The sequence below is a fragment of the Dyadobacter sp. CY347 genome (genome assembly GCF_021502655.1).
In the GTDB taxonomy this organism is placed as follows: Bacteria; Bacteroidota; Bacteroidia; order Cytophagales; family Spirosomataceae; genus Dyadobacter.
In genome coordinates this window covers 952148-975860 of sequence record NZ_JAKFFT010000002.1, presented here as the reverse complement: position 1 = coordinate 975860, position 23713 = coordinate 952148, and the positions used below count along the sequence as shown (strand labels likewise).

Annotated in this window: 28 protein-coding genes; 11 read left to right on the top strand and 17 right to left on the bottom strand. The window is 45.9% G+C overall.

Annotated features, from left to right (window positions below):
- The first annotated feature begins 31 nt into the window (after positions 1-31).
- From L0659_RS04875 to L0659_RS04830, 11 genes are all read left to right on the top strand, one after another.
- The gene (locus L0659_RS04875; protein WP_235124556.1) at positions 32-505 is read left to right on the top strand and encodes a hypothetical protein; all 474 of its coding nucleotides are present in this window, start codon (positions 32-34) and stop codon (positions 503-505) included.
- Between the two features lie 45 nt (positions 506-550).
- The gene (locus tag L0659_RS04870) at positions 551-1699 is read left to right on the top strand and encodes a PD-(D/E)XK nuclease-like domain-containing protein (RefSeq protein ID WP_235124554.1); all 1149 of its coding nucleotides are present in this window, start codon (positions 551-553) and stop codon (positions 1697-1699) included.
- Between the two features lie 2 nt (positions 1700-1701).
- Entirely contained in the window at positions 1702-2472 is a 771-nt protein-coding gene (locus L0659_RS04865; RefSeq protein ID WP_235124552.1) for a 3'-5' exonuclease, read from the top strand.
- Between the two features lie 330 nt (positions 2473-2802).
- Entirely contained in the window at positions 2803-2928 is a 126-nt protein-coding gene (locus L0659_RS26285; protein ID WP_255726956.1) for a hypothetical protein, read from the top strand.
- Positions 2929-2938: 10 nt separating this feature from the next.
- A complete protein-coding gene (locus L0659_RS04860; RefSeq protein WP_235124551.1) occupies positions 2939-3475 on the top strand; it encodes a DUF4494 domain-containing protein in 537 nt (178 codons plus the stop codon).
- A gap of 57 nt (positions 3476-3532) precedes the next feature.
- Complete coding sequence (locus L0659_RS04855; RefSeq protein WP_235124550.1) at positions 3533-3760, top strand: hypothetical protein; 228 nt, start codon at positions 3533-3535, stop codon at positions 3758-3760.
- A gap of 3 nt (positions 3761-3763) precedes the next feature.
- Positions 3764-4267 carry a hypothetical protein gene (locus L0659_RS04850; protein WP_235124549.1) on the top strand — a complete coding sequence of 168 codons (504 nt, stop codon included), beginning with the start codon at positions 3764-3766 and terminating at the stop codon, positions 4265-4267.
- Positions 4264-4569 carry a DUF4406 domain-containing protein gene (locus L0659_RS04845; RefSeq protein WP_235124548.1) on the top strand — a complete coding sequence of 102 codons (306 nt, stop codon included), beginning with the start codon at positions 4264-4266 and terminating at the stop codon, positions 4567-4569. Before L0659_RS04850 ends, L0659_RS04845 begins: the two co-directional genes overlap by 4 nt.
- On the top strand, positions 4566-4967 hold the full coding sequence (locus L0659_RS04840; protein ID WP_235124547.1) for a hypothetical protein: 402 nt from the start codon (positions 4566-4568) through the stop codon (positions 4965-4967). The genes L0659_RS04845 and L0659_RS04840 overlap by 4 nt, the downstream gene beginning before the upstream one ends.
- Positions 4968-4971: 4 nt before the next feature.
- Positions 4972-5472 (top strand): hypothetical protein, encoded by a 501-nt coding sequence (locus L0659_RS04835; protein WP_235124546.1) that lies wholly within the window; start codon positions 4972-4974, stop codon positions 5470-5472.
- A 26-nt stretch (positions 5473-5498) separates the two neighbouring features.
- A complete protein-coding gene (locus L0659_RS04830) occupies positions 5499-5855 on the top strand; it encodes a hypothetical protein (RefSeq protein WP_235124544.1) in 357 nt (118 codons plus the stop codon).
- On the opposite strand, the gene L0659_RS04825 is transcribed toward L0659_RS04830, so the two are convergent.
- The 17 genes from L0659_RS04825 to L0659_RS04745 all read right to left on the bottom strand — a co-directional run bounded on the left by L0659_RS04825 (position 5850) and on the right by L0659_RS04745 (position 23712).
- Entirely contained in the window at positions 5850-6323 is a 474-nt protein-coding gene (locus tag L0659_RS04825; RefSeq protein WP_235124543.1) for a hypothetical protein, read from the bottom strand. The two genes, L0659_RS04830 and L0659_RS04825, sit on opposite strands and share 6 nt — an antisense overlap.
- A gap of 153 nt (positions 6324-6476) precedes the next feature.
- Positions 6477-7589, bottom strand: a complete 1113-nt coding sequence (locus L0659_RS04820) for an acyltransferase (RefSeq protein ID WP_235124542.1) — start codon at positions 7587-7589, stop codon at positions 6477-6479.
- A 108-nt stretch (positions 7590-7697) separates the two neighbouring features.
- Complete coding sequence (locus tag L0659_RS04815) at positions 7698-8330, bottom strand: hypothetical protein (protein WP_235124541.1); 633 nt, start codon at positions 8328-8330, stop codon at positions 7698-7700.
- A 182-nt stretch (positions 8331-8512) separates the two neighbouring features.
- On the bottom strand, positions 8513-8959 hold the full coding sequence (locus tag L0659_RS04810; protein ID WP_235124540.1) for a M15 family metallopeptidase: 447 nt from the start codon (positions 8957-8959) through the stop codon (positions 8513-8515).
- Complete coding sequence (locus L0659_RS04805; RefSeq protein ID WP_235124539.1) at positions 8956-9543, bottom strand: hypothetical protein; 588 nt, start codon at positions 9541-9543, stop codon at positions 8956-8958. Before L0659_RS04805 ends, L0659_RS04810 begins: the two co-directional genes overlap by 4 nt.
- Before the next feature lie 11 nt (positions 9544-9554).
- On the bottom strand, positions 9555-9929 hold the full coding sequence (locus L0659_RS04800) for a hypothetical protein (RefSeq protein WP_235124538.1): 375 nt from the start codon (positions 9927-9929) through the stop codon (positions 9555-9557).
- A 186-nt stretch (positions 9930-10115) separates the two neighbouring features.
- On the bottom strand, positions 10116-12464 hold the full coding sequence (locus L0659_RS04795) for a hypothetical protein (protein WP_235124537.1): 2349 nt from the start codon (positions 12462-12464) through the stop codon (positions 10116-10118).
- A 48-nt stretch (positions 12465-12512) separates the two neighbouring features.
- On the bottom strand, positions 12513-13727 hold the full coding sequence (locus L0659_RS04790) for a hypothetical protein (protein ID WP_235124536.1): 1215 nt from the start codon (positions 13725-13727) through the stop codon (positions 12513-12515).
- Positions 13728-13747: 20 nt separating this feature from the next.
- The gene (locus L0659_RS04785) at positions 13748-14569 is read right to left on the bottom strand and encodes a hypothetical protein (protein WP_235124535.1); all 822 of its coding nucleotides are present in this window, start codon (positions 14567-14569) and stop codon (positions 13748-13750) included.
- A gap of 61 nt (positions 14570-14630) precedes the next feature.
- Positions 14631-15095, bottom strand: a complete 465-nt coding sequence (locus L0659_RS04780) for a hypothetical protein (RefSeq protein ID WP_235124534.1) — start codon at positions 15093-15095, stop codon at positions 14631-14633.
- Between the two features lie 59 nt (positions 15096-15154).
- Positions 15155-15721: a hypothetical protein gene (locus L0659_RS04775; RefSeq protein WP_235124533.1), complete on the bottom strand. Its 567-nt coding sequence runs from the start codon at positions 15719-15721 to the stop codon at positions 15155-15157.
- A 2-nt stretch (positions 15722-15723) separates the two neighbouring features.
- Positions 15724-16545, bottom strand: coding sequence for a hypothetical protein (locus L0659_RS04770; RefSeq protein ID WP_235124531.1), 822 nt, complete (start codon positions 16543-16545; stop codon positions 15724-15726).
- Positions 16546-16547: 2 nt separating this feature from the next.
- The gene (locus tag L0659_RS04765) at positions 16548-18491 is read right to left on the bottom strand and encodes a hypothetical protein (protein WP_235124530.1); all 1944 of its coding nucleotides are present in this window, start codon (positions 18489-18491) and stop codon (positions 16548-16550) included.
- A gap of 105 nt (positions 18492-18596) precedes the next feature.
- The gene (locus tag L0659_RS04760) at positions 18597-19520 is read right to left on the bottom strand and encodes a hypothetical protein (protein ID WP_235124529.1); all 924 of its coding nucleotides are present in this window, start codon (positions 19518-19520) and stop codon (positions 18597-18599) included.
- Between the two features lie 29 nt (positions 19521-19549).
- On the bottom strand, positions 19550-19798 hold the full coding sequence (locus L0659_RS04755) for a hypothetical protein (RefSeq protein WP_235124528.1): 249 nt from the start codon (positions 19796-19798) through the stop codon (positions 19550-19552).
- Positions 19795-20751, bottom strand: a complete 957-nt coding sequence (locus L0659_RS04750; protein WP_235124527.1) for a hypothetical protein — start codon at positions 20749-20751, stop codon at positions 19795-19797. The genes L0659_RS04755 and L0659_RS04750 overlap by 4 nt, the downstream gene beginning before the upstream one ends.
- 3 nt (positions 20752-20754) lie before the next feature.
- Positions 20755-23712: an SGNH/GDSL hydrolase family protein gene (locus L0659_RS04745; protein WP_235124526.1), complete on the bottom strand. Its 2958-nt coding sequence runs from the start codon at positions 23710-23712 to the stop codon at positions 20755-20757.
- Position 23713 lies beyond the last annotated feature (1 nt).

The following is a 23713-nucleotide window of genomic DNA, read 5'->3' as shown; positions in this document are numbered from 1 at the left end:
AACCAATCTCTAAATCATAAATTTTATTTCAATGAGCACAATCGCAAAAACCGAAGAAACAACAGAAGTTGCAACGACCGAAGTTGCAGTATCCCGCCCGATGGGCCAAGTGTTTGACCTTACCAAATCCGTTGTGAATCTTCCCGACCTCTCGAAAGCAATGGAAATGCCGCTCGATCTAATGTCGGATTATTGGACACCAGAAAAACCAGGTGAATTCAAAAACGTCTTTTTCGACCGCATCGATGTTTCACAGGTACTTACCCAGGATGCTAATCCTGTCTTGATTGATCTGGAATGCGCATACTTCCTTGAACAAGACAGCCAGGGCGAAATCAAATCTGTCCGCAACGGATCAAAGCGCTTGGTTGCTGCCATTGTTGCGCAGGATCTAGTCCGTGGAACCGCGCTAAGAATCATCTATAAGGGCAAACAGAAGAACCGCCGCAACGCATTCCACTCTGACAGCTGGTCAGTGAAGCCGCTAATTATCAATATCGATTAATTCACTTGGCAGGGTGTAAAAAGCCCTGCCATAACCTGAAATTCTATGAATTTGGATTTTAGTTTACTGGCTGACGCTGACGAAGGACCGGAATTGAATCCGACCTTTTACGATGTGGAAGAATTCACACCCATCGAAGAAGTGATCAGCTTCATCAAAAAGCGTAAGGATATTATTGACGTTCGGACACTACTCGCTCAAATGAGCAGATCAGGGCGCGTACTTGAAGAAGACATGGACATCTACCTCAGAACAAAGGCTTGCTCGTCCGGAACCCTGAAAGAAGCGCTAAAATCGCCGTTGCATTATCGCGTTTGCACAGAGGAAAGCCAGATCAAACCGGATAAGACGCACTTCGAGCTGGGCACCTTCTGCCATACCGCATTTCTTGAACCTGAAAAGTTTGATTTACTGGCATTGGAACCGGCAGGCGGCAATCAGTCAAGCAAAGAAGGAATTGCCAAGCTCATTGAATTTTGGGAAAAGGAAGCTGAAAAGATCAATCCGGACATTCCCGGTGATGCGTACATTGAAGTTCTAGGCAATGGCCTGAGCATTGACAAGATGGACGGATCTCGCATGTACCTGGCTGAGCTTAAAAAGCGATGCGGAAAGATCGCCATTGACCCGAAAAGCTACCAGATCATTCAGCTGATCAAAAGGCACTATTATAATTATGGCGGCGGCATTATCCCTGAGCTGCTGAAAGGATCCGTGCCGGAAGTTTCCATGTACTGGACTGACGAAGAAACCGAGCTGCCTTGCAAAATCCGTCCGGATGCTTTCCAGATCGAAGAGAATATCGGCTGCAACGCGATCATTTCATTCAAAACCACGCACGCCGACAATATCGGCAAAATGCAGTACGACGCCGCAAAATACATGTACTACCTCTCAGAGGGGATGTATGCCGAAGGCTATGAGAAGATCACCGGCCGCAAAGTGAAAGGTGTATTCTGCATCATGCTGCAAACCGTTTTGCCATACCTTCCAGTTGTTTTTTATTACAGCCCGGAAGATATCGCCAACGGGAAATACAGGTTCCGCACCGCGCTCCGAAATGTGAAAGAAGCCATGCTCCGTAACAACTGGCCAGGCTTCGACTCCTACGCAGAAGAAGACAACCACGGGATTATCAACATGATGCTTCCTGAGTGGAGCCGCCGAGAAGTTATACCGCAAATCATCGAATAAGAATGAAAATTCAACTTACCAGACCAATCGCTTTCATTGACTTGGAAACCACCGGCGTTGACCGGGAAAACGACCGGATCGTTGAAATAGCTGTTTGCAAATACATGCCATCAGGTCAGTACAAAACGCTTTGCCGGAAGGTAAACCCGACGATTCCCATACCAGCAGGAGCAACGGCCGTGCATGGTATCAGTGATGCAGATGTTGCCAACGAGCCGACATTTAAGCAGCTCTCAAAAGGACTGCTAGAACTTCTGGAAGGTTGCGACATTGCCGGTTTTAATAGCAATGCTTTTGATGTGCCGCTTTTGTTCAATGAATTCAACAGAGCCGGCCATTTCTGGGATCACAATAATTTCCTGATGATAGATGCGGGAAACCTCTTTAAGATTCAGGAACCTCGGACGCTTTCCGCTGCGGTGAAATTTTACCTGGGAAAAGATCTGGAAGACGCTCACAGCGCACAAGCGGATATAGAAGCTACGCTTGACGTTCTGCTCGCTCAGCTCGCCCGATATGAGAATCTTGAAGGATTTCCCCAGACCATTGAAGAACTCGCCCTGTACACCAATTACGGAAACAAGGTCGCGGACCTGTCTGGAAAGTTTGTCTACGATGATAAAGGCGATCTGATTCTGAATTTTGGAAAGCACCGCGGCAACCCGGCAAAGAACCACATTGATTTCCTCAATTGGATGTTGTCAAAAGATTTCCCGACCGACACTTACGCACTCGTTACGCAAATCGTTGACGAGCACTACCATAGAAATTAAAGATCAGATTTAGAATAAGGGTTTAGCAACGTGCCGCCCGACATACCAATTCGAGCCCCGCCTTGCGGGTTACTTCAATCCTGTTCAAAACCTTAACAGAGTCGAACCATGAGCAACGAAAACTGCTGTGAAAATTGCGGTGAGCTCACCGAAAGTGAATACGATCCTTGTACTGGATGCATGGCCAATGAGACGGGTAGTGAGCTAAATATTATCCTTGATGTCAAGGGTATTCCTCGGTGTAACTGTTGTGAAAAATGCCGTGATGCTTGTTTAACCGGGTATTTTGAAGAAAACACCGAATTGTAATCTTAACAGAGTCGAGCCCATATGGCCATCACACTGAAAATCCTATTCGCCTTGATTCTGTTGGCCGCGCTCGTGCTGACGATCGCCGTATTTCCGTTCTTCCTGCTCGGCTATTCCACGCTCAAAGCATTCAATTTCAAACTTTAATTCATAAACTATGGCATCCTGGTATCTCTGCAAAATCCGCTATCAAAAACAAGACGAAGCGGGTTCATTGCAAACAATCAATGAAGTGTACCTAATCGATTCGGTCTCTTTTACCGAAGCGGAAGCGAAATGTTACAAGCTGATCGTAACCGGCGCAAGTGATTTCTCAGTTGACAGCATCACCCGCATGCGCCTGGCAGATCTGTTCACTTACGAAGAAGGCGAACAGTGGTTCAAAGCGAAGGTCATTTACTTCTCCGTTGACGATAAAAGCGGCAAGGAAAAGAAGATTGTCAATTACATGCTGGTCAATGCAGATGGAATTCAGCAGGCCATTGACCGTGTCAACGAACAAATGAAAGGCTTCCTGATTCCGTACGAAATGACGGACATGGTGCTCACGCTCATCCTCGACGTTTTCCCGCATACCAGTGATGAAGACGCTGAGCAGGAAATCCCGGCCAACCTACGGCCATTGTCAGAAGTGCTCGCCGAGCGTGGAATCACCGAAGAAGAATATCTCCAAGAGCAGGAAGAAGATCACTAATCACTAACAATCACCAAGGGGGCTAACCACCCCCATTTACTCCTATTCGTCAACACCATGAAAAACCAAGAAAGTCAAGGAAGGATCCATCCTATAAAGTGGAGCCCTATTTCGCACGACACATGCTTTTACAAATACATGTTCGAGAATACCCTGCAATGGTATAGTCTCAAAGCCAAGCATCCGAAGATCGTGCAGCATACCTGGCTAACTCTCACACCCGTGGTGGATAAGCACGGAAGCCTTTTCAATCCAGTTACACCCATCGTACTTTTTCTGAATTAAACCATGACACCGTTCAACGAAACAGATCAGCTCATTCTGGGGAAATATTATAATGTCCGCTGCGCAAAACTCAGAATGGATTGGAGCGAAGTATTATACATTCCCATCATCGGAGAAAAGCACAAAGATCCTCAATTTTCGGTCGAGGATGAACACTATCACATTGACGGCCGGTTTGCAGATCTGGGATCTGGATACAAATACACAGTGGATGAAAACGGCAAAACCAACGGAATCGTTATCGTGGGAAAATACTTCGAAACCGAATTCATTGAGGTTGTGGTCAGGCGTATGAAGTGCAAAAGGTTGACAACAGGAGTCAAGCCGCCAGCTGATGCCGTCAAATACTGGACATGGCACGACAGCATGATCGGCAAATCCTGCAAAGGGCGAAAGTGTCCGCACCTGGGAACGCTGATGGTTGAACAAAACGGCGTGCTAGTTTGTCCGCTTCATAATCTGCACGGGTCAATCGAAAGCGAAACCATCATAGAAATACCCAGATGAAAAAGATCTACATATCCGGCAAGATCACAGGCGTACCGATTGAGCAGGCGCGTGAAAAATTCGCGGAAGCCGAAAAGATCCTAATGTGTTCAGGCTGGGAGACTGTCAATCCAATGAAAAACGGATTACCTGAAACCGCTTCCTGGAAGGAGCACATGGTAAAGGATATCGAAATGCTGCTCGATTGTGAAGCGATCCTGATGCTTTCCTGTTGGAGGACCAGCAAAGGCGCCAAGATAGAGAAGGCCGTCGCCGAGCAGATGGGAATGCAAGTATTAACTTTTAAAGAGAAAATCATATGAAAGGAAAACCCAATCACGCAGAAGCATTTTGCCACATGACTTACGAAAGCATTGGCATAAGAAAGAAAATCAGTGTTGTGATTTACAATAGCAGGGATGGCGTCACTCCGTTCGTATTTCAAAGCAAAGAATTTGGAGTAGAACTTCAACACGTTAATTGGCGAGCGGATGTTTATGATCCCAATTACAAACCAAAGACCGGCGACCTTATCTGGCGAGATGCTACGGATGAAGATAAAAAAGAGTGGTTTGAAGCGAAAAAGGAAATGCTTAGGTCAGTTACCGATCCGCAAATGAAACCAATGGCTGATCACCTGCTGAGCGCTTACGAAGAGAATCCACATATCTTCTTTGACGAAATAAGAGATGGAAGTCCTGTTTTTCAACTTGTAAACTGAGATTATGGCAAAGATTATCACATTCAGCCGGACATTCCCGGCATACCATCCAAAAGCAGGTCAACCCACTGACTTTGTGCATAAGATATGGAAATCCATTCCTGTTGACCAAATACAGCTCGTGCCGTACGCAGAAGCCTATTTCAAAACCTTCCCTTGGGACCCGATCCAGGTGGAGCGCTTTTCAAAGATGTTACCTAAACACCATACAATCCGTGCTGGCCATCGCTGGGAAGCTGGCGAGGTGTTTTCCCCGCGCGTATGGTCTGGAAAACCTTACAACTCACCAATGATCACCATTGCCCCCGATATCAAGATTGAAAAGGTTTGGAATGTTGAAGTGGATGAAGATGGGTGCTTTTGGGTTTACTGCAACAGGGAAGGCGAAGACATTCTCGATGAAGTTGCTCAAAACGATGGACTATCTCGTAAGGATCTGCTTGAATGGTTCGATAAGCCATTTGCCGGGCAAATCATTTGTTGGAACAAAAACATCAGTTACTAACATCAACCAATACAATTAGATATATCATGGAAAGTAGAATGACAGCAAAGCAAGCAATTGAAGAAGGCTTCGAATTTTGCGGCACCAATGGCCATGAATTTCAAGCGTTGCAATACATCACCGATTTAGATCAAAATGAGATTGAATCAGGAGATTATCGATTGTTCAGTAAAGAGACGGTTTGCCCATGTATTGACAGAGATTCGCTTATCGATAAGGCGATTGATGAGGCGTATGATAGCTTGGATTTCCACGTTGACACCTCCGATGTTAGAGAAACGGTTAAAGAGTCTGTCGATTGGGAAAGTATCACAAACCAAATCAATGAAGCCTTGCAAGTGCATACTTTCCATTTGCTCACTGACATCAAGTTGATTTCATAGAATCCTGTGCACCACCTTCACCCTGTTGTTGGTTGCATAATTGTTTGAGTTCTGATAGAAATACACTTTCAAAACCGGCTTTTTCAAATCTGGATCAAAAGTCTGGCAAAACACCTTGCGCTGTAAATCCTTGAACTTGATGTCAGTGACGATATATTCTCCGGCAGGAATAATAAATTCTTGCTCTCTGGGCTCTTTGATGACATGAGCCACATATTTGCCTAATACACCCGAATCGTAGGGAACCTTCAAATATTCGAAAACGAAGCCAATCAGTTTTTTGGCTTCGTTTCGTAGAGGATCAATTCCCGAGCGGCGCCTGCGAACCTCTCCGACAGTACAATGTGAATCAGCAGTTTCCTGGCTGTAAGGATGATGATCTTTAAAGAACCAAACTGGTAAATTTGGATACTGTACAGTCATGCCCTTCTCCAGATAAATCACGTCGTTTACTGCTACGAATTCCATTATGTTGTTGATGATATCAATAAAATGACATCAATAGTATCATATTATCCAATACAAGTCAATAGCCAATTACGGCCGATGGTTCAAATCGGCCTTAATTGGCTTGTAACGCAAGAAGCTCTCAAATTTTATAGATGGCCGTCTGGCAAACGCCTACGCTGATTGGGAATTTGTACCGTTCAGGTAGTTCATGAAGTTTTTCCCCGCATTCACAGCCGGTTGTTCAACGTATTGATAGCTCAACATGGCCAATGGTACCGTGAATATTACGCTTACTGTCAGTACGAATGAAAAAAGAACCAAGTTGTCTTGCGCAATCTGAGGTAGGTAAACGCTGGCAAAATCATAAACTTGCTTCAACACCAAAAAGTGAATTAAGTAGCACGAATAGCTTATTTTCCCTAAAAATATAAAGACATTGTTTACCATAAACTTCCAGGGGATGGCTGACAACAGCAGCGCCATGCACATAAATAGAAATGAGAAAATATAGTGCGGCTCTATGATTTTTAATTTATAGGGGAGCATCAAAAGTATGGAAACAAAGATTGACGCCAGCGCGAACAGGTTTAAACGCTTATTCAATAAAAACTTACTCAGCTTGTTGGCTTGTATCAACTTGAAAAGTAAGATTCCAAAAGTGAAGCATCCCAATTGAGATGGCAGCCACCTATACCAAAAGTCTTTCGGATTGAGACCAGGAAAGATAACCGGGCCTAAATGTATACTTAGCCACTTGTTTGCTATTGGGTAAATCACAATACTAGCTATCATTAGAATTACTAGATTTTGAGTTTTTTTCAGACGAAAATACAAAAGTGGAACAATCGCATAGAATAGCACCTCACAACTGATCGACCATCCACCAGGAACAACTGAACTTGAAGTCAGAGGATGAAGAACATTTACTAGCAACAAGTGAAATGGGTAGTGCCATAACTCCGGCCCCTCTTTCCATCCGCGAGACTGTAAGCCATAAACGGCGGTATACAGAACGATACCGAGCCAATAGACAGGAACTATACGAAATAGCCGCTTAATGAAGAAATCACGCACAGCATTAGGAGCCGTATCGTGCTTTGAAAGAGAGTTGAAAATGGTAAAAGCACTGATTACAAAAAAAAGCTGCACACCCATCCCACCCATTTCCGTCAAAGGTCGAAGTATGCCTGTTAAATGGGTAATGCTTGCAGCGTGTGTGACTATAACACCAGCAATTGCCAAGCCGCGTAGTGCATCGATGTACGCGAATCTTTCTTTAATCATGTTAAAAGCAGTGAGTTACGAAATACAATAATAGCGATTTTTGCTGGTAGCTTAGGCGAGCTGGATTGTCCAAATAGGAAAATACATATTATCCTTTGTTAGGTCAAATTAGCGAACCGTCCGTCTTCTTCGCTTATGGCTGGCGGAATCAGCTAGTTGCTCTTGCTCAATCATCGACTGATCAAAAATCCAAGCAACTACTTCAAAAGTCCCTCCTAACGACTCTTCCGCAATTCCAACTTTCACTTGTTTAGAGTGACTAGCCCAAGAATGTGTCCACTTTACTTCTCCGGGCTTTAAGTCCCTTTCTTTGGGATAAGATCCAATTTTTATTAGTCTACCGTTTTGACTTTCAAGGAAGCTAACGAGATTTTTATGGTCGTCTGCAAGCTTGTCGTCCAAATTGTGAGCTTTCTGGCTCAGTCCAGAAATTTCAATTTTATACAGCTGGGCATTCTTGTTAAACAAGGGTTTTACGAAATACGTGTTTGCACCTAAGCCTTGGAGAATATATGAACTGGCATTCCCATACTCATCGGTAGAAATTCCGAAATTTACTCCTGGTAGAGCGACTTTTGCCCTCTTAAACGCTACGCTGTCATTGCTGCTATCTGGAACACTATATTTTGAAAGTATTTCGGCACTCGTCCCTATCGGATCTGGTTCGTAATGAGCCCCTTCACCTTTGCGGGAACAAGAAAATAATAGCAGTTGAAATAAAAAAGTGAAGAGTATTTTCATCGTTGAGTAGGTCTACATTCCACAATACTAAGCTTTTAGCAGGAAATATCAAAATAACTGTAAGTCCTCAACGTGACTGCATCGTGGTATAAACTATCACTGTTTATGTACTTAGAAGACACAAAAAAAGGTGCGACTCAACAGAATCGCCCTTTAAATCTCATACACACTATAAAAGATTTTTAGAAGCCTTCCCACTGGAAGTGCATGCCGTCGATGGATCTGGCCGACCAATCCGCACCGCAAATCCATCCGTTCTGCCTCCAAGCGTTTAGGAATTCTTTCGACCAGGTTACTTTGCCACGAAATGGATTCCAGTTGGCATTGAGATCAACAGATATACCCCATGCATGAGTTGAAATGCCCGTGCTTCCGCGCTTTGGCCGAATATTAAAGCATCCGTCCCAGGTCTTGATTTCTTTGTGCAGGCCATTTGCGATAAGCTCTTTCAGCGTATCTTCCAGAGGCACAATGGCGTAATAGTTGATGTAAATCTTCTTCGGAATTACCTGAATGTTTTCAATAATTTCCTTTGGCACATCCCAATACACCATCCACTTCTTTTCGAAAGCAAGCCGGTCCTCGTAAGGATCTCCGAATCTGGCAATCAGCTGCGACTGTGTCTTCATTGCGCCGGCGTTTTAATTTCTTCCTCTTCTTTCACAAAAGACAGCAGATCCTTGTAATCGCCGGAATTCCGGAATTTCCGAAATGGAGCGCTGAACCAATTAGGCAAAAGCTTCGGAAGGATCTGATCTATCAGATCACAGCTCTTAATGAAATAGTAGGTGAACATCACACCATAACCGGCGAATATGAAATACAATGCCATACCTGGAACCGGATTGGCACCGGCGACGGCCTGCGTAACAATCTTGAATACCACGGCGATGATGATCGAGGCGATATATCCCAGCAGCACCACGGAGACCATTACTACAAACTGTTCAATGGTCTTTTTTACAAATATTTCTGCTTTTGCCTCACCCGACTTGTAATGCTTAACAAGTCCGAGAAAGGTCATTGTCGTAAAGCAAATACCAGTAGCAACTAGCAGATCGATCGTCAAATCCTTGCGGTAATTGAAGACCTGTATAAATCCCACAGTCGAAGAAGAGAGCAAAAGGAATGCGGGATTTGTGACCATTCCTTTAATTGTCAAACCGATAGAGGCGAGCATTGACGTGAGATTAAAATGTTCGAAAATTTTCATTTGGTTGAAGATTAATGGACTGAAAGCCCGGTTAAAAACCCAGTAGGGAAACCTGAGCCGAATCCATGCTTGAACCCTTTCCAGTATCCCTTTCTTGCATTCTTCCTTTCTTCACTGATAGCGGCTTCAAAGCTTTGTTTTTGCAGTGCAGTTTGCATTTCAGACAAACGCAAGGCATTTCGGAGGTCGTCGATTTCCTTTCCCCTGGACTCATAAGCGGTTCTAAGGTTAAAAAATGTTGGTTTGAGCAGCTCGTACTTGTAGGCGCTATCAAGGAGCTGTTCTTGATACGCTGTCAGCACCGCGAGCTCGCTGCCATAAGATTGCGCGTAGCCTTTCCCTGCCAACAGAATCAGGATTGAGATAATGAGTGTAACTGTCTTCATACTGCTGATGATGTTGATCGGAGGTAGCGGAATCTTTCTTTACCAGTCCTTTGTAGTAGGCAAGGCTGTCAATAACCCAAGAGTGCGTTTCGACGGGTTTGTGGTTATAGGTTTTCGTCAACCAAATGGCACCGAGTATCAGAACAATGATGGCGAAAACGAGTACCGCCAAATGGATGTGCTTTTTCATTCGATATCTAGCCTGGCATGAATGGCGTTGCCTGAAACTTTAAAAGTCTTGGTTTGTCCGTTCGGAAACCGCACTTCAAGCTTGTGCCAGTTATTGTCCGCGTAGGAATTCAAATAGAACCAGGCTATCTTCCCATCCTTGCGTTGGGAGTAGACAAATCCTCTTTTTTGATCGTAAGCAGAAACTATTTCTTGACCGTACGCCTGGTCGGGCAAAATCCAATTTGTGCCGTCGATCTTATAAGAAAGGTATTCTGTTTGACCTCGGTCTGTCTGGCCAAATGTCTCATTATACAGCTTTTGAGAAAAGTAGGTCAGGTCTGCCCCTCCGTCAAACCCTGCGTAATAATCGTTCGTGTAGGAGTAGTACGGAAACTCGTCTTGCGGAAATGGTGATCCGTTTGGAAACCACAGTCCTTTCGCCCATTCGTGGCTAAACTTTTTGTGACTCTTTTTTCCGGGAGCGCCCCATTCGTGAACCAGGTTGCCGTAAACCTGACCGATAAAGCCAGCCGCGATGTGCACATTAGGATCGAGGGGAACTTTGGCGTCTGTGTAAAATTCCCCTTCTGGGTACACATACTTATATTTGTTGTTCGGCCTGTACTCATGCTTCCCCGTCAGGAAAACGCCGCTACGGAGTCCAAGAATTTTGTTGATGTGAAATCTGAAGATCGTTTCGTAAATAAGTCCAATCTGAATGTCGGGAGCGCCAAGATAAATCCCCTCTGTAACCATCGTGGTGCTGGCAAGGGTGCCGCCCGGACTGTACGGAGTTGATGGAAGATTCTCAGGATTTCTTTTTAACAGATCGCGGAAGTAACTCGCCGGGCGTTTTCTTGAAAGTGAAATCGGCTCAGGCCATAAATAGTAATAGTTGTGGACAATTTCATAAGGGATTCCGCGCTTGCCAAAACGATCCTCGTAACGCTCACGAAGCCGCTTGTAGAAATGACGGTGCATGTCCCAATAATCAGGCGTCCAAGACTCGTTCTCCATGGTCTCGCCAATCCAGATTGCATCTGAAATATCTGCCTCATCCGCTTTTCGGATAGCGGTTTCTTTGTCAAAGCCGCCGTTAGGCCACCAGAATTTGTTAGTCCCGCCGTCGCCTGTGTAGTCATCCGTTATCACCGTCCCGTCCGATCTGACAACAGGCGGGAGCTTTGATAGCTTGAATATTACCTCATTTCTCGGAACGTTGTTGTAGGTCTTTCCTGCCTGTTTAAGTGCATTTGCCTGCCTGTTTCCATCCGCTTCATTCCACGGCAACCAGTGGTGAGGCAGATGAGTCACTCCCTTCGAGAGGATCAACTCAGGAGTGTAGCCGTCCCAATTATCAATCCAGAGTTTTCCGGCAGGTAGCTTCATATCTGGCGCAATCTCAGGCCAAGAAATCTGCCGCCCATCCGGGTTGTAGTTCCAGAGGATCGGATTCAAAAAACCTTTACTGTCGCTCTGCCCCGGAGCCACGAACGTATTGAATGCAAAACTTGTGTTATAGGAAAAAAGCTCGCCCGCGTCTCGCTGATAGTAGCCACCGCCTTGATAATCGGACTCCTGAGTTCCCCATTGATTGATGCTAGGAATGCCGTCTTTAAGTTTGACTTTGACAACTCGGATCGGATTATTCCCGGACACCATGTAATTGGTGAGCCGGTTTTTTTGAGTGATAATTTCGCCGTTTACCAAATATCGGTAGCTATGTGTAGGGCTAATCCTATCCGGGGCGAGATCGGTGAAAATACGAACGTCGGCAGAGTCACGAACAGCGAGCTTCATGTGCTCATCCATTCCTTCGGTCATCGTTTTAAGCCTGTTCAATGTTCCGTTTACCGGTACCGGCTGATCGGGCTTGTCTATGACGGGAGGCGTTGTAGTGCCGCCTTGATCGGACTTGATCTGGAATTGAATCTCAGAAGGTTTGTCGCTCAGGCAGGATTTTCCTTTAATGATCAGCGTGTAAGTCCCGTTTGGTAAAACTGATTTTTTAAAATCAAGATCAATTATATTGGACTTTGGACTAACAGAATCAACGAGCACGGGTGTACCGCTCAGCACAGGCCAAACTTCATACTGGATTGACTCTACCCCCTCGCCGTGGAATTGAAGTTGAGCCCCCTGATTACTGAATGAAATCAGACGCGTAATGACAGGAGAAACACGGCAAGGCTTCAACGTAACAGGCGGCTTGGTGATTACTCCCCCCGACAACTTAATGATGCTGTCAACCTGAGTCTTTGTGTAGTATCCGGATAGGTCAACCTGGAATGTTCCGGTTACCTTACTTTGAGAGATGGCCGTCAGTTGAAGCAAACTGAACAGCATTAACAAGAAATATCTCATTGTGTGTGGGAAAGAACAGAGGGACATCGATGTCCCTCTGTCAGATGATTATATCAGTTTCGCGGCGAAAATACCGGAAACACCATGAAGTACGTTGGTCACATCCTCAGTGAACCATCCATTAGGACGGATGTAAAGACCAGCAGGAAGAGCGACGGTAGCAGTTGTTACCGCGAAATCATTGGCATCACGCTTGCGAGTGACACGAACATCAACATCACGAATGAAGGAGCTCGCAACATTATTCAGGATTGTCTCATCCTCTGGCAAATTCATGAACATGATTTTACCTTTCGCATCAGCAGTATCATCGCTGTTGGTAGGATCGCCGAATTTTTCCGGGAAGTCAGCATAGCAGAATGTTTCTGCCGCAGCTGCCCCTGAATCGATCAGCAGGATCCGGCCAGCACCATAGATTGTATCGATCAGCTCGTCATAGTAGAAATCCACCGGCGTGCGTCCGAACATGGTTGCCCAATCGTAACCCGCATCATTAATTGCCAACACACCTTCACGGCGCATTGCACGCAAAGCAAGTGTTCCACCGATCATGATCAATCTACCAGTGATCTTGTTAGCGATCTTGGTTTCATTGATGAAATCCCAGAATTCAGCTTTCAAAGTTCTGTCAGCGTTGAACGTAGGAACTTCGATCAAAGGCGCGGCAGCAGTCGGCGCGTTGGCAGTTGGGAAAGCAGCATTCTTGCCGATACGTGCGATCAAAGAACTCAGCACATAAGTCGCAAAAGGATTTGCCACACCTGAATCGAAATCCTGAATGATTTGCAAAGCCAGACGATCCACAAATACTTTGTATTTAGGATCCAGCGTGTCGGACATCTTACCCGCCACGTAATTGCTCATATACTCCAAAGCCTTCGGCTCAAACAATTCTCTGGCCAGTGAGCGGTTGACTTTGATCTCTTTGTAGAAATCATAAACAACATCGATCGTCAATGGATCAGAGAAATCTTCGCCATTTAAATCGCGGGTCCTTTCATCATATCCAGATACTACCCTGGCTGGGTAAGTATTGACCTGCACTTTTGGAACAAGGATGTCCCGGCCAGGTGTCGCTCCCCAGATAACCGACGTGCTATCGGTTGGACCGTAAGGGCTAATCTGGGTTCTTACCTCCTGAACGGCAGGAGAAAGCATAGCCTGAGCAGCGCCGTAGCGGTTAAACTTCAAGCCGTTATTAGCAGTATGCATCAAAGCCGCTTGCACAGTTCTGGCAATACCAAGGTTTACATTATTAGGCATTTCAAAAGTCGTTTAGAATTTTACGATTCGCTCACTTCCGGACGCAGTAAGCTTGTTTTTGTCACCTTCGGAGCCTGATTTCCATCGAGTTCGACGGTTGTCTTCGGAGGGTTCGGTCCGGCGTTTTGCCTGAATTTGTTTTCAGACAGCGCTTCGTCAAACAGTTCGTCAAGGGTCACAGCCTTGGCGCCTTTCATGTAAGGGGTTCCGGTATCAGTTCTGACAACATCCAACTTGGCGGGATTGACTTTGAGCCCTTTACCCTCAATGTGCGCCAATACTTTCGGCAAAACGAGCATTGACAATGCGTCTTGATTGGCGTATGCTTCGACAATATCTTTTCTGCTTTGAAGCTTTGTGAGCATCGAAGAATTAAAGATTTTGCCTTCGTATTCACCTTTCTGCTTTTCAAGTGCGGCTTGCGTTTCCACCTCAGCGGTTTGCAGCTTCGTTTGAAGAGCGGTGATCTCAGTTCTCAGCTTGTCCAGGTCGCCGGATCCTCCTGCCGCAGCAGTTTTGGCCGCTTCGATCTTGGCAGCAATCTGAGCTTTGATCTTTTCAAGCTTTTGCGGACCTTTCTCTTTTGCGATGGTTTTAATATCATCACCCAAGAGGTCAGCCCATGAAGCAAGCCCATCATCGAACTTGTCCAGATTTCCAGCCTTTTTTGCGAGGTTCGCGAATTCGCTTGTAGCCTGGTTTGCAACCGTATCAAAGAAACTTTGAACCGGTGCGGATACCTCATCCTGGGGCAAATCAGCCAAAACGGCTTTTTGCTCATCAGTTAATTTCACGCCGGCCGCAGCCAGAAGTGATGTAAGATTGTCAGCTAATTTTGCCATGTGTGTTGGTAGGTCGCAACCTATTTAATAGTGTTTGCCCGCGGGCGAATGAGACTTGTGATTAAAATTCAATGACCTTATCATCCTGCACATATCCGATTAGCTTTGCGCCTCTCAGTGTTGAATATGCGGGATTGCCTTTGTCGTCCTTTTTGAGGCCTTGCCAGAAAGCATATTTTACATGCTGAACGACCTTTTCTTTCCGGACTGAGTTTTCACCATCTTCTTCGACGTGAACCGGATTCTTGAATTCGATCACCACATCGTCAGATGATTTCAAATCAGCTAGCGTTTTTTTCTTAGCAGTTTTCGCCTTGTCCGCAGCGGCTTTGTCGGCTGCTTCCCTTTCTGCTTTTGCTTTGTCAGAGGCTTCTTTATCGGCTTTGGCTTTGTCGGCCCTGGCCTTTTCAGCAGCTTCTTTCTCAGCGGCATCCTTATCAGCTAATGCTTTTTCAGCAGCTTCTTGATTGGCTTTCGCCTTGTCCGCAGCGGCCTTGTCGGCTGCTTCCTTTTGTTCAGGAGTCATAACTCTTGGTATTTGATTGGAAAACTGATTTAACTTTTACGCGAATGAAGTTCAGGTGATTACTCTTTGACTGTGTAAATCCTCAGACTGGACCCCGTTGCAGTGTATCCGATGGCTGGGATGGGTTTATACCTGCCAGTCTTGGGTGAACGAATGGCTTTGAAAATCAAAGACTTCCCTGCCGGTATTGAAACACTCTGACCAGCCACAAGAATTGAACTCGCAGCAGATGCGTGATCATTTGCAATCTCGACATAAGAGAATGTGCTAGCGGCCAGTGTGCCGGTCGTTGTGCTATTGATGATCGCCTGGTCGGTGATTGCATCAGCACCAGAAATGAAAGCAGTAATTACATCTGAAACCGTGGCGCCATAGGCTGTGTTGTCAGACCTACGCACCTGATCTGGTGACAGTGTAAGGCCGAAGCCTGCGAACGTAAACCCGATCTTACTTCCCTTTGAAACGATTTTCAAATCCTTGGCAGGAGTAATACGGTGCAAGCCTCCTGATGCGCTGTCAACTCTGACCTGATCAGCGGAAGTGTAGTAAATGCGCCAGTTCTGGGCGTTTGCTTCAAGGCCGATCACCAGGCCGAGCGTTAATAATAAAGCAATGCACTTTTTCATAATCAATTGTTTTGGTTTAAACGGTTATACAATTCTTTCGTAATCGGGCGAAGCACATCTATGCAGTTGTACCCGCCGCAAAGCCAGAAGATCGATTCTTTGGTCGTGCCCGGAATCTTTCCCTGCCATTCTTCATCTGCCCAGCTTTCTATTTCCTGTTTCGTGAAAGCCTTTCCCTTTTTTTTGATGCACCAGTTGCGGCTGTGAGCCACGGCAACACCATCATAGTAGTAGTGGGCTAGGTCAAGCGTTGTGCCGATGGATGTCGAGTAATTGCGATGAAACATCCATAAACTTTGCTTTGCCTGGTGAAAAACATAGTTGGCTGGCAGCTCACTGGTATGCACCACTTCCCTTACCTGCTTTCTAAGATCAGCCAGACTTTGACCGCGCATCACTGCATTTTCTAAGGCCTGGCTCACCGGCTCAATGAATGCTGTTTCTGGTATGACATCAATCAGCTGGATCTTGACCCGGTCGAGCGCTTCCTGTCCAGCCTGTTGAAAGAAAGTCGAGTACTTGCTTACACCGTAAGGCTCGTAATAACTTTCAATGGAGATGATCACATCCTTCATTCCAGTCAGAAGCTCATTAACCGCGGCGTCATAACCAGCTGTGGCCAGGTACGACCGTAGGTAAAGCCGGTAGCGCGTGACAGTCTTCCAGTCGTTCATTTTGCTATCCCGGCTCATTTCAAGATCATCCATGAGATCGATCATTGCGTCAAGAAATGCGCGGGCGACCTTCTTCATGTTTAGCATGAAACCGTTCAGGAGCTTCTCCTGCTTTACTTCCGCTTGTTCAAGGAATTCCAGTTCTTCCATGGTTATTCATTCATCTGGTTGATATCCTTGGCATTTACAAGCGGTGCCAGCGTGCTCATTTCAATAGGCTGACCTGCCGGGCGAACGGAGAAGTACAGTTTGTTTTCAGCAAGCAATAGTTCATATTGCTCATTTACTGCCATCTCAAAAAAAGCATCGTTTTTTAGGATCACATCCCGAAGCACCGTTTCAAAGTTGATGGAGAATTGAAGCTGTTCAATGGTTCTGCTGAACTCTTCGGATTCCCGGTTCATGGTCAGATATGCTTGTGAGAGCAGAAATGACTTGGTTTCATCATTCTTGTTGCGGTGCGGATCCAGCCGCATCTTAACTCGGAAAGTCTTGTATTCGATTGAATCCTTGCCGACAGTCTGATCCAGATATTTCACTTGCAGCGCGTCCTTCAATTCCTCCGAATAATTGTTAGTCATCGCATCATTGAGCTCTTCGCGCGTCATGTCAATCGAGCTGATATCAAACCGTTTCGGGCTGACAATGACGGGCACCTGATCGCCTGCTTTTCCAACAGGCCCGTAACGGATCGCGTCAGTTCCAGCATAGACCGGGTGCAACACGCGTTCGATCAAATGGCGTGATGCATCGGTGATCATCTGCTCGCCTTCGTGACGGTCATAACGCTTGGAAGTTCCGGATGTGGCCATGAAGACCTGATCAGCAATGTGACCCAAACCAATTGCCTGATATGCTTCGACCATGTTACGCTTATATTCCTCGCGGAATTGAACGATCGCATTTGGTGACCTTTCGATCATACCGGCCGGTGGGGTGGGCAAGTGCATCGGCTTAGCATCATCGTCACCGAAACTCGTCTGCGTAGGCGCGCTGATCAGTATCTTTTCAAGGGCTGAATCATAGATTTCATATCCCGCGCCGCTGCACTTTGTGCATTTAATGGTTGTGTTTTTCCTACGACCGTTAGCACCTTCGACAAAGCTTTTTACCTGGCCATCGCCGCCACATGCTTTGCATTGCTTGGTGACATACTGCCATTCCAAGGATCCTGTGTGAAGCAGCGCTTCGATGTCGATATCCGACGCCCTTTGCAAGACTGATTTCAGAGCTGGGATCGCATCAGACACATAGGACTCAAACAGCTTATGAATGCCGTCTTCGCTTGTTTTCTTGATCAGTGAACCGATCTTGAAAACCGGCATGGTGCGGAAGTAATGAAGCGGAAAGGCTTCCGCAAATCCAATAAACTTGCCTGCCTCATCCTGACCGGCGCTCATCCCAAGAATATCCCATTCTGTTTTTGCCCCACTGACTGAAACCTGTTTTGCAATGCAATAGCTTTCCTGATCAAAGAAATACAGGATTAAACCCGACTTCTCTTTCTTGCCATTGATTGTGATTTCATTTTTCTTCTGAGCGCAGATGACAGCTTTCTGACCTTCGCCATAATACCACACTTGACCAGACAGAGCCCATATGGGAACAACCTCGCGGTATTTGGTAGGATCTTCCGGAATTTGAGGAAGAAGAACAGCGCACGCATTCGGATCGTCAATGAAATGCTGAATACCCTGTTCCCAAAACCACTGTTCAAGCGATTTCCAAGCGCCGAAAGCTTCGGAAGTGTAATAGCTTAGCGTATCTTCGAAAGGTATGGCAGCATCAACTGCCGGAAACTCGATGGTAAAATCATCGGCATTCCGGATGGCCGAGATGGTTCTGATCAGTCTGCGACGGAATGGCTTTGTAATAGCCTTATAAATCGCGGCCCTGAACTTGGTATGGCTGGGCTTTTCCTTCTCCTTTGGTCTTTCGACTTTCAGGAAGTCCGGGCACTCATCACTGAAAACACTTTCAACGAGTTTGCTATGCTTCACCGATTCTTCGTAAAAAGGGTGCAGCAGCTTGGCATCCGGCTTTTCTTGTCCGTGCTTAACCAGGTATGGCGCTATGTCTCGTTTGAAATCCAGCATTTTCAGTGTGTGTTTAAAATAAGCCCTCTTTTCGAGGGCTATGGGGTCCGGCCAGCCATCAAATCATGAAATCGTCACCGAAATCATCATCGAAAGCTGGCTCAGTTAGTTTACCAGTACTTCGACATACATTTCACCTTTCACGCCGGTTGCGTTCAGGCAAAATATCTTGTAGATGTACTTACCTGCTGCCAGTGTACTTGGCAATGTCAAGGTAGCGGTGCCAGAATTGAAAGATCCTTTTCCAGCCGCTGGCAACGGCGAACCGTCAACCTGCGTGCAATACCAATCAACGCACGCATTGGCGGGGTCGGTAGCGAACACCAACGAACCGGCACTGGCCAGAAGCTTAGTGAACTTCTTACGCCCTACCGTCGAGCAGGTTGCAGGAACGACCAGGGTAGCAGTCGGCTCAGCAATCACGAATTTCACGTCGTTTTTCAATGAGGCCTGGTTAATTCCTAACTGGACAGGGAGGAACCCGGCAAATGATTTATACATGGAAGTAAAACCGCCCACGATCTTAGCATCCTTGTTTCCTTTGGCATTAGAAATCGCAGAATACGAAATTCCATGATCATCATAGTAAGCAGCTTCCACGCTGTTATTGGTGAACATGAAGAAGTCAAACTCACGGTTTGCCATAAGCATGTTCAAGAAATTGCGGGAACTGTAAGCATGGTTCAACCTCCAAACGACCGTTCCAAGGAGTGTATCAGTTAAACGAGGACCGGCAGACGGGCCAAAAGCCTCAGCTTCCGATGTCACTGCCGGATCAGCCTCCTGCCCAATAATGTCAGAGCTCCCAAAGAAGTAGGCTTGATCGCTAAGACAAAGCTCTTTGATGATAGAAACTATATTGGCAGATGACACTGTCTCAGCTTCATACTGACCGCCAAGGCGCAAACCGACAGAAGCATCGACCATGCCAAGTGCTATGTAAGCACCAAGCGTCTGATCCGCTTCGCTATTATAATTGTGAAGTGGTTGCAGGTCAACCCCCTTCGATGTTAAAAAGTAACCTAGCATTTGCTTTCAGGTTTAAAGTTTATACTGTACTATTTTTTGAGCACTTCCGCTCGGATTCTATATTCGTACGGGAGTGCCGCCGACAGTTGGATGCTGACCTTGCCCTCTTCAAGCCTATATGAACCTACCTTCTTATCATTAAGAAACAGGTTGATCCAGCTATTGTATTCGGGAATAGTGACGTGAACCCATGGACCAGTTTTGTCAATCTCGATTATGGGTTTAATTTTTTTCGAAGCTGACTTATTTGCGTCAGCTACATTGACTTGCTCTTTCATGAGAAATAATTGTTTAGTTTGATCTGCCGTACCAGCTCCTGGCTTGAATCAGATGCTTTCCGGCATCGGATCGTATACTCACCTTCTTCCACGAAATGCACCGGGCCATCATATCGACCTGTTTCATTTGGCTGCATTCCTGTGCTGCTGGCAACCGCCCACGTATGAACGCCATCGATCTGCACTTCAACCGGAACAGACGAATAGACTGTAACTCGCAGCGGTCTCAACCCCGGAGATGTATTATTTCCGTAATCAGCGAAATATGTTAAGTCCACAACAGTACTACCAAAGTCAATGCTGGCCGTAGGCATTGTCAGTGAATAGGTTTTCGTAATGGCCTGCGCTTCAACCTGATTGACCCCCCAAACTTTTACCTGGTAATTCCCACTATCAGAATAGGTTTTTGATAGGTTCGTTCCTTGGGCATCGCCGTCAAATTTGCTTTTATAACCACCGATCGCACCACTAATATTCTCAATGACAACCTGTACCGTGCCTCCCTGGCTTTCAATCTGACGCAAAATGAAAGATATTGGCACGTCAATAGCCCGATCAATGCTATCCTTATCACGCGAAAAGTTCCGGCAGGATGCAGGATCATAAAGATCAGGCAATGCTGCTCCGCCCGCTATTAAATAAGCTTTGTAAGATTGACCGTTAACTGTTTCAGGAGTTTTCCAGCCAGTATGCTCTGTTTCGGACTCTGTAACGACAAGAGATCCGTAAGTGTCCTGTCCGAATTCTGCCAGGTATGCAATGATACGTTGACCGGCGTACAGAATTGGAGAAACGGTGATATTAGCGCTCCCATCAGCAGTAAGTGCTGAACCAAGGATTTGTTTTGTCTCGTCATCATAGATGAGCACATCGATACCATCAGCCACGTCAGCCACAACCTTTACAGATGTACTTTCCGCGTAAAAACCTGATATAATGATCGCTAATTCCATATGTTATAGTCCGTAAACTTTCTTCAAAGTGTTGATCGCAGGAATGGATATTTTGCCGTATCCGGCCGCATTCGGATGTATACCATCGCTCAAAAAATTCGCATGATTTCTTTGGCTTACCCCTGATTCGGAAGTCTCGCAGAGCAAACATTTTTCGATTTTGGCAATACTACGGATGGCGTCGCGCACTTGCTCAAACCTTACGCCCGCCGCGATTCCGGTTCCTATTGCTGTATCTTCTCCATTTCGATGTAATGGTGTAGCCAGAATGATTATTGCATTTGGCACCCGGGCGTGGATCAAACTAAGCATGAGCCTGTAAGCGCCGCAAAACGTCGTTTGATCTTGTGGTGAATAAATATCCCCCAACGGGTATTTTATGTAATCGTTTGTCCCGAAACGGATGAATACAATTTGCGAACTCGTCGGTATGGTGCTCACACGCTGCGCGGTGCTACCAGCAGCCGAAAAAGTATAATGAGGCGTCACTGGTTCAACCCCACCATCATCAGGACGAGCTAAATAAAGACCATCTAGGGCAGGATCCGCATCCTGTTTGTACCATGCAATTTGTCCGTTGTCTACAACTTGGCTACCTCCTGTTCCGCGCACATAGGGTACAATGCCGAACCTTTTCACAAGCAAATCAACTTCGTAGTTTGTGGTGATTGCATTGGCCGAATTGACATTCGCCTGTATAATGGAGTCCCCGAAAAAGCACATTTTAATTCCTTGCAACCCGAAGTAATTCACAGGATTAACAAGCATCGAAATTGCGCCCGCAAAGTTCGTATCGTTCCCTAGCTGACTTGCAATTGTCTGGTAGGTTGTTTTCGAGAACTCAACAATTGAACTTCCGAATGCAGCCATATGACCTGTATGAAAAGATTCATATATATTCCCAGCGACAGCGGTGGACCGTGTATCTAGCCGGATACCACATCTCAAAATTGTTGCTGTGGCAGGAATTGCAATCCCCTGAGCGTAAAAACGCAGCCAACCGTCTCCCAAATCAATGTAAGAAGTGTCAAGCCCAATATAAGTGCTGACACTGCCACCTTCGTTTCTAAATTCAATTTGACAATATGGCTTAATGAATGCCAGGTTACCCTTGAATAGAAAGGAGAATGATATGGTAGCGTTGGCACCTGCTACAACATTCATTGTAATGTAGTCTCGCAGGATGCTTTGAGCGCTATCCGACAACCTTTTGATATTAGAGACTTTCAGCGCTTTCGTGCCGACAGTACTTGCTTGATCGACTACTGCAAATTCTGGTAAGAAAGTGCTCGCCGTTACGATAGTGTGGCTGATCACTCCATTGGTAAAATCACCGTTTGGAAGCAAGGGAACGCCAAATGATGCCGCAAGTTTGTTTGTTACCAACACTTCTGCTTCATCTGCAATTCCTACGTTTATCGCATTGGCAATAGGCGAGCCGAACGCTAATTGAGGTGCTTGAAGCCACAAAAAGAAATTTGTATCGGCAACCGCGTTGGGTGAGCATGTCGCGCGGAACCTGATGGCTACTGATAGCGCATTTGCAGGTACGGAAATATTTTCAAATTTGACACAAACCCACTCGTTTAAGGCTTGCGGGATAATTGTTGGAGGTGTTGGAACGCTGGTTGAAGCACCTCCTGTAACTGCATCATAAAACAGTATTGGAGCATCTGCAATATTTATACTAAGCGAAGTTCGTTTAATCCAGACACTGAAACTGAGCTTCGACATTCCAACATAAGTAGCAGGAATTGCGATCCGCTGGACAAGCTGGAAATCCGATATATTGCTATTTGATCCGTTCTTGAAAAGCGTTGCCTTTATAGACTTCGAGCCGATCGGTCCATCAGGAGTGGATTCTATAATGAAAGATGCTGGGGTGTTCGGTGGAGTTCCCGAAGCTGTGAAGGTCCATGGCGCCAGCAGTGACGTAGCTCCAAGAACTTGTTTCCGAAATGATACATCCAGCAGTGCGTTTGTATTGATCTTTTCGGAGATAGTGCTTTCTGTTCTGGCCAAGCTGATGTAGTCGGCACCTAAATACATTTGAGGTGTCAGTACTGTATCCATTTTAAGCAGCGTCGGCGAGCCCAACCAAATTTCAGAATCCGCAGGACTAGCTGCATCTGTGTATAGGTAGACCGCCAATTGTATCCGATCTGTGTAGGCAGCAACTGTGATTGAAGCAGTGGAACGAACATAATATAAACCATTTCCCAGGTTTATCATTTCAGTTGCGACTGTCTGACCAGTACCTTCCGGAACTTTTAAAAGTAATGTTTGAGTAGATCCACCTAAGATTGTCCCCGGCTTTAAATATAAGTAGTAGCCGATTGCCACCTTGGATGAAGCTGGGAGCAAATCCAGAGGAATTGTATTGCTAAGAAAATTGATTCTAGCACTTGGCTGGGTGATTGCTTTTCCAAAAAATCCAATTCCCTTGATATTCTTTTCAATTGAAACGACTGCTGTTCCTGACGCGCGATAAAACCTGGGAGCCAAAGAACTTCCTGTGGAACCAAGTGACCAGTTTTCTGGGTTTTGGTTGGCGAAGTTGATCAGATTTGGGCTTTGCTTCGGATCCGTAATCGCTGATGCAAAAGGAATTCGATCCCACTTCGTCGCTGCGCTTATTATTTTGTCGCCGTTACCCCAAGATTTTGAGACTCCTGTAAGAGAGTTAGTTCCCTGCGTGTCGCAATCAAAATACTTCCCTTTGCCAAAAGCGGGAGCTTCCACAAGTGTACCGGTTGCTCCTGTTTCTGAAATTACATACGCTGATGTCGCTGCATTGAACGTTCCTAGCCGGTCGGCGAGTGACAAATTATTATAAATATCGTCTATAACCCCTGCACCAGTCTCTAAAACAGCCCGCAATTTTGAGGCGGAAATGCTTTTAGAATTATTGGAGGTTAGATCCGAATTGATCTTTTGTCTGTACTGGCTGGTATTGGGCATT

Bases quoted from the DNA above. Each gene is read 5' to 3' on its own strand.
- L0659_RS04875 (WP_235124556.1), top strand. From the start codon at position 32: ATGAGCACAATCGCAAAAACCGAAGAAACAACAGAAGTTGCAACGACC.
- L0659_RS04870 (WP_235124554.1), top strand. From the start codon at position 551: ATGAATTTGGATTTTAGTTTACTGGCTGACGCTGACGAAGGACCGGAA.
- L0659_RS04865 (WP_235124552.1), top strand. From the start codon at position 1,702: ATGAAAATTCAACTTACCAGACCAATCGCTTTCATTGACTTGGAAACC.
- L0659_RS26285 (WP_255726956.1), top strand. From the start codon at position 2,803: ATGGCCATCACACTGAAAATCCTATTCGCCTTGATTCTGTTGGCCGCG.
- L0659_RS04860 (WP_235124551.1), top strand. From the start codon at position 2,939: ATGGCATCCTGGTATCTCTGCAAAATCCGCTATCAAAAACAAGACGAA.
- L0659_RS04855 (WP_235124550.1), top strand. From the start codon at position 3,533: ATGAAAAACCAAGAAAGTCAAGGAAGGATCCATCCTATAAAGTGGAGC.
- L0659_RS04850 (WP_235124549.1), top strand. From the start codon at position 3,764: ATGACACCGTTCAACGAAACAGATCAGCTCATTCTGGGGAAATATTAT.
- L0659_RS04845 (WP_235124548.1), top strand. From the start codon at position 4,264: ATGAAAAAGATCTACATATCCGGCAAGATCACAGGCGTACCGATTGAG.
- L0659_RS04840 (WP_235124547.1), top strand. From the start codon at position 4,566: ATGAAAGGAAAACCCAATCACGCAGAAGCATTTTGCCACATGACTTAC.
- L0659_RS04835 (WP_235124546.1), top strand. From the start codon at position 4,972: ATGGCAAAGATTATCACATTCAGCCGGACATTCCCGGCATACCATCCA.
- L0659_RS04830 (WP_235124544.1), top strand. From the start codon at position 5,499: ATGGAAAGTAGAATGACAGCAAAGCAAGCAATTGAAGAAGGCTTCGAA.
- L0659_RS04825 (WP_235124543.1), bottom strand. From the start codon at position 6,323: ATGGAATTCGTAGCAGTAAACGACGTGATTTATCTGGAGAAGGGCATG.
- L0659_RS04820 (WP_235124542.1), bottom strand. From the start codon at position 7,589: ATGATTAAAGAAAGATTCGCGTACATCGATGCACTACGCGGCTTGGCA.
- L0659_RS04815 (WP_235124541.1), bottom strand. From the start codon at position 8,330: ATGAAAATACTCTTCACTTTTTTATTTCAACTGCTATTATTTTCTTGT.
- L0659_RS04810 (WP_235124540.1), bottom strand. From the start codon at position 8,959: ATGAAGACACAGTCGCAGCTGATTGCCAGATTCGGAGATCCTTACGAG.
- L0659_RS04805 (WP_235124539.1), bottom strand. From the start codon at position 9,543: ATGAAAATTTTCGAACATTTTAATCTCACGTCAATGCTCGCCTCTATC.
- L0659_RS04800 (WP_235124538.1), bottom strand. From the start codon at position 9,929: ATGAAGACAGTTACACTCATTATCTCAATCCTGATTCTGTTGGCAGGG.
- L0659_RS04795 (WP_235124537.1), bottom strand. From the start codon at position 12,464: ATGAGATATTTCTTGTTAATGCTGTTCAGTTTGCTTCAACTGACGGCC.
- L0659_RS04790 (WP_235124536.1), bottom strand. From the start codon at position 13,727: ATGCCTAATAATGTAAACCTTGGTATTGCCAGAACTGTGCAAGCGGCT.
- L0659_RS04785 (WP_235124535.1), bottom strand. From the start codon at position 14,569: ATGGCAAAATTAGCTGACAATCTTACATCACTTCTGGCTGCGGCCGGC.
- L0659_RS04780 (WP_235124534.1), bottom strand. From the start codon at position 15,095: ATGACTCCTGAACAAAAGGAAGCAGCCGACAAGGCCGCTGCGGACAAG.
- L0659_RS04775 (WP_235124533.1), bottom strand. From the start codon at position 15,721: ATGAAAAAGTGCATTGCTTTATTATTAACGCTCGGCCTGGTGATCGGC.
- L0659_RS04770 (WP_235124531.1), bottom strand. From the start codon at position 16,545: ATGGAAGAACTGGAATTCCTTGAACAAGCGGAAGTAAAGCAGGAGAAG.
- L0659_RS04765 (WP_235124530.1), bottom strand. From the start codon at position 18,491: ATGCTGGATTTCAAACGAGACATAGCGCCATACCTGGTTAAGCACGGA.
- L0659_RS04760 (WP_235124529.1), bottom strand. From the start codon at position 19,520: ATGCTAGGTTACTTTTTAACATCGAAGGGGGTTGACCTGCAACCACTT.
- L0659_RS04755 (WP_235124528.1), bottom strand. From the start codon at position 19,798: ATGAAAGAGCAAGTCAATGTAGCTGACGCAAATAAGTCAGCTTCGAAA.
- L0659_RS04750 (WP_235124527.1), bottom strand. From the start codon at position 20,751: ATGGAATTAGCGATCATTATATCAGGTTTTTACGCGGAAAGTACATCT.
- L0659_RS04745 (WP_235124526.1), bottom strand. From the start codon at position 23,712: ATGCCCAATACCAGCCAGTACAGACAAAAGATCAATTCGGATCTAACC.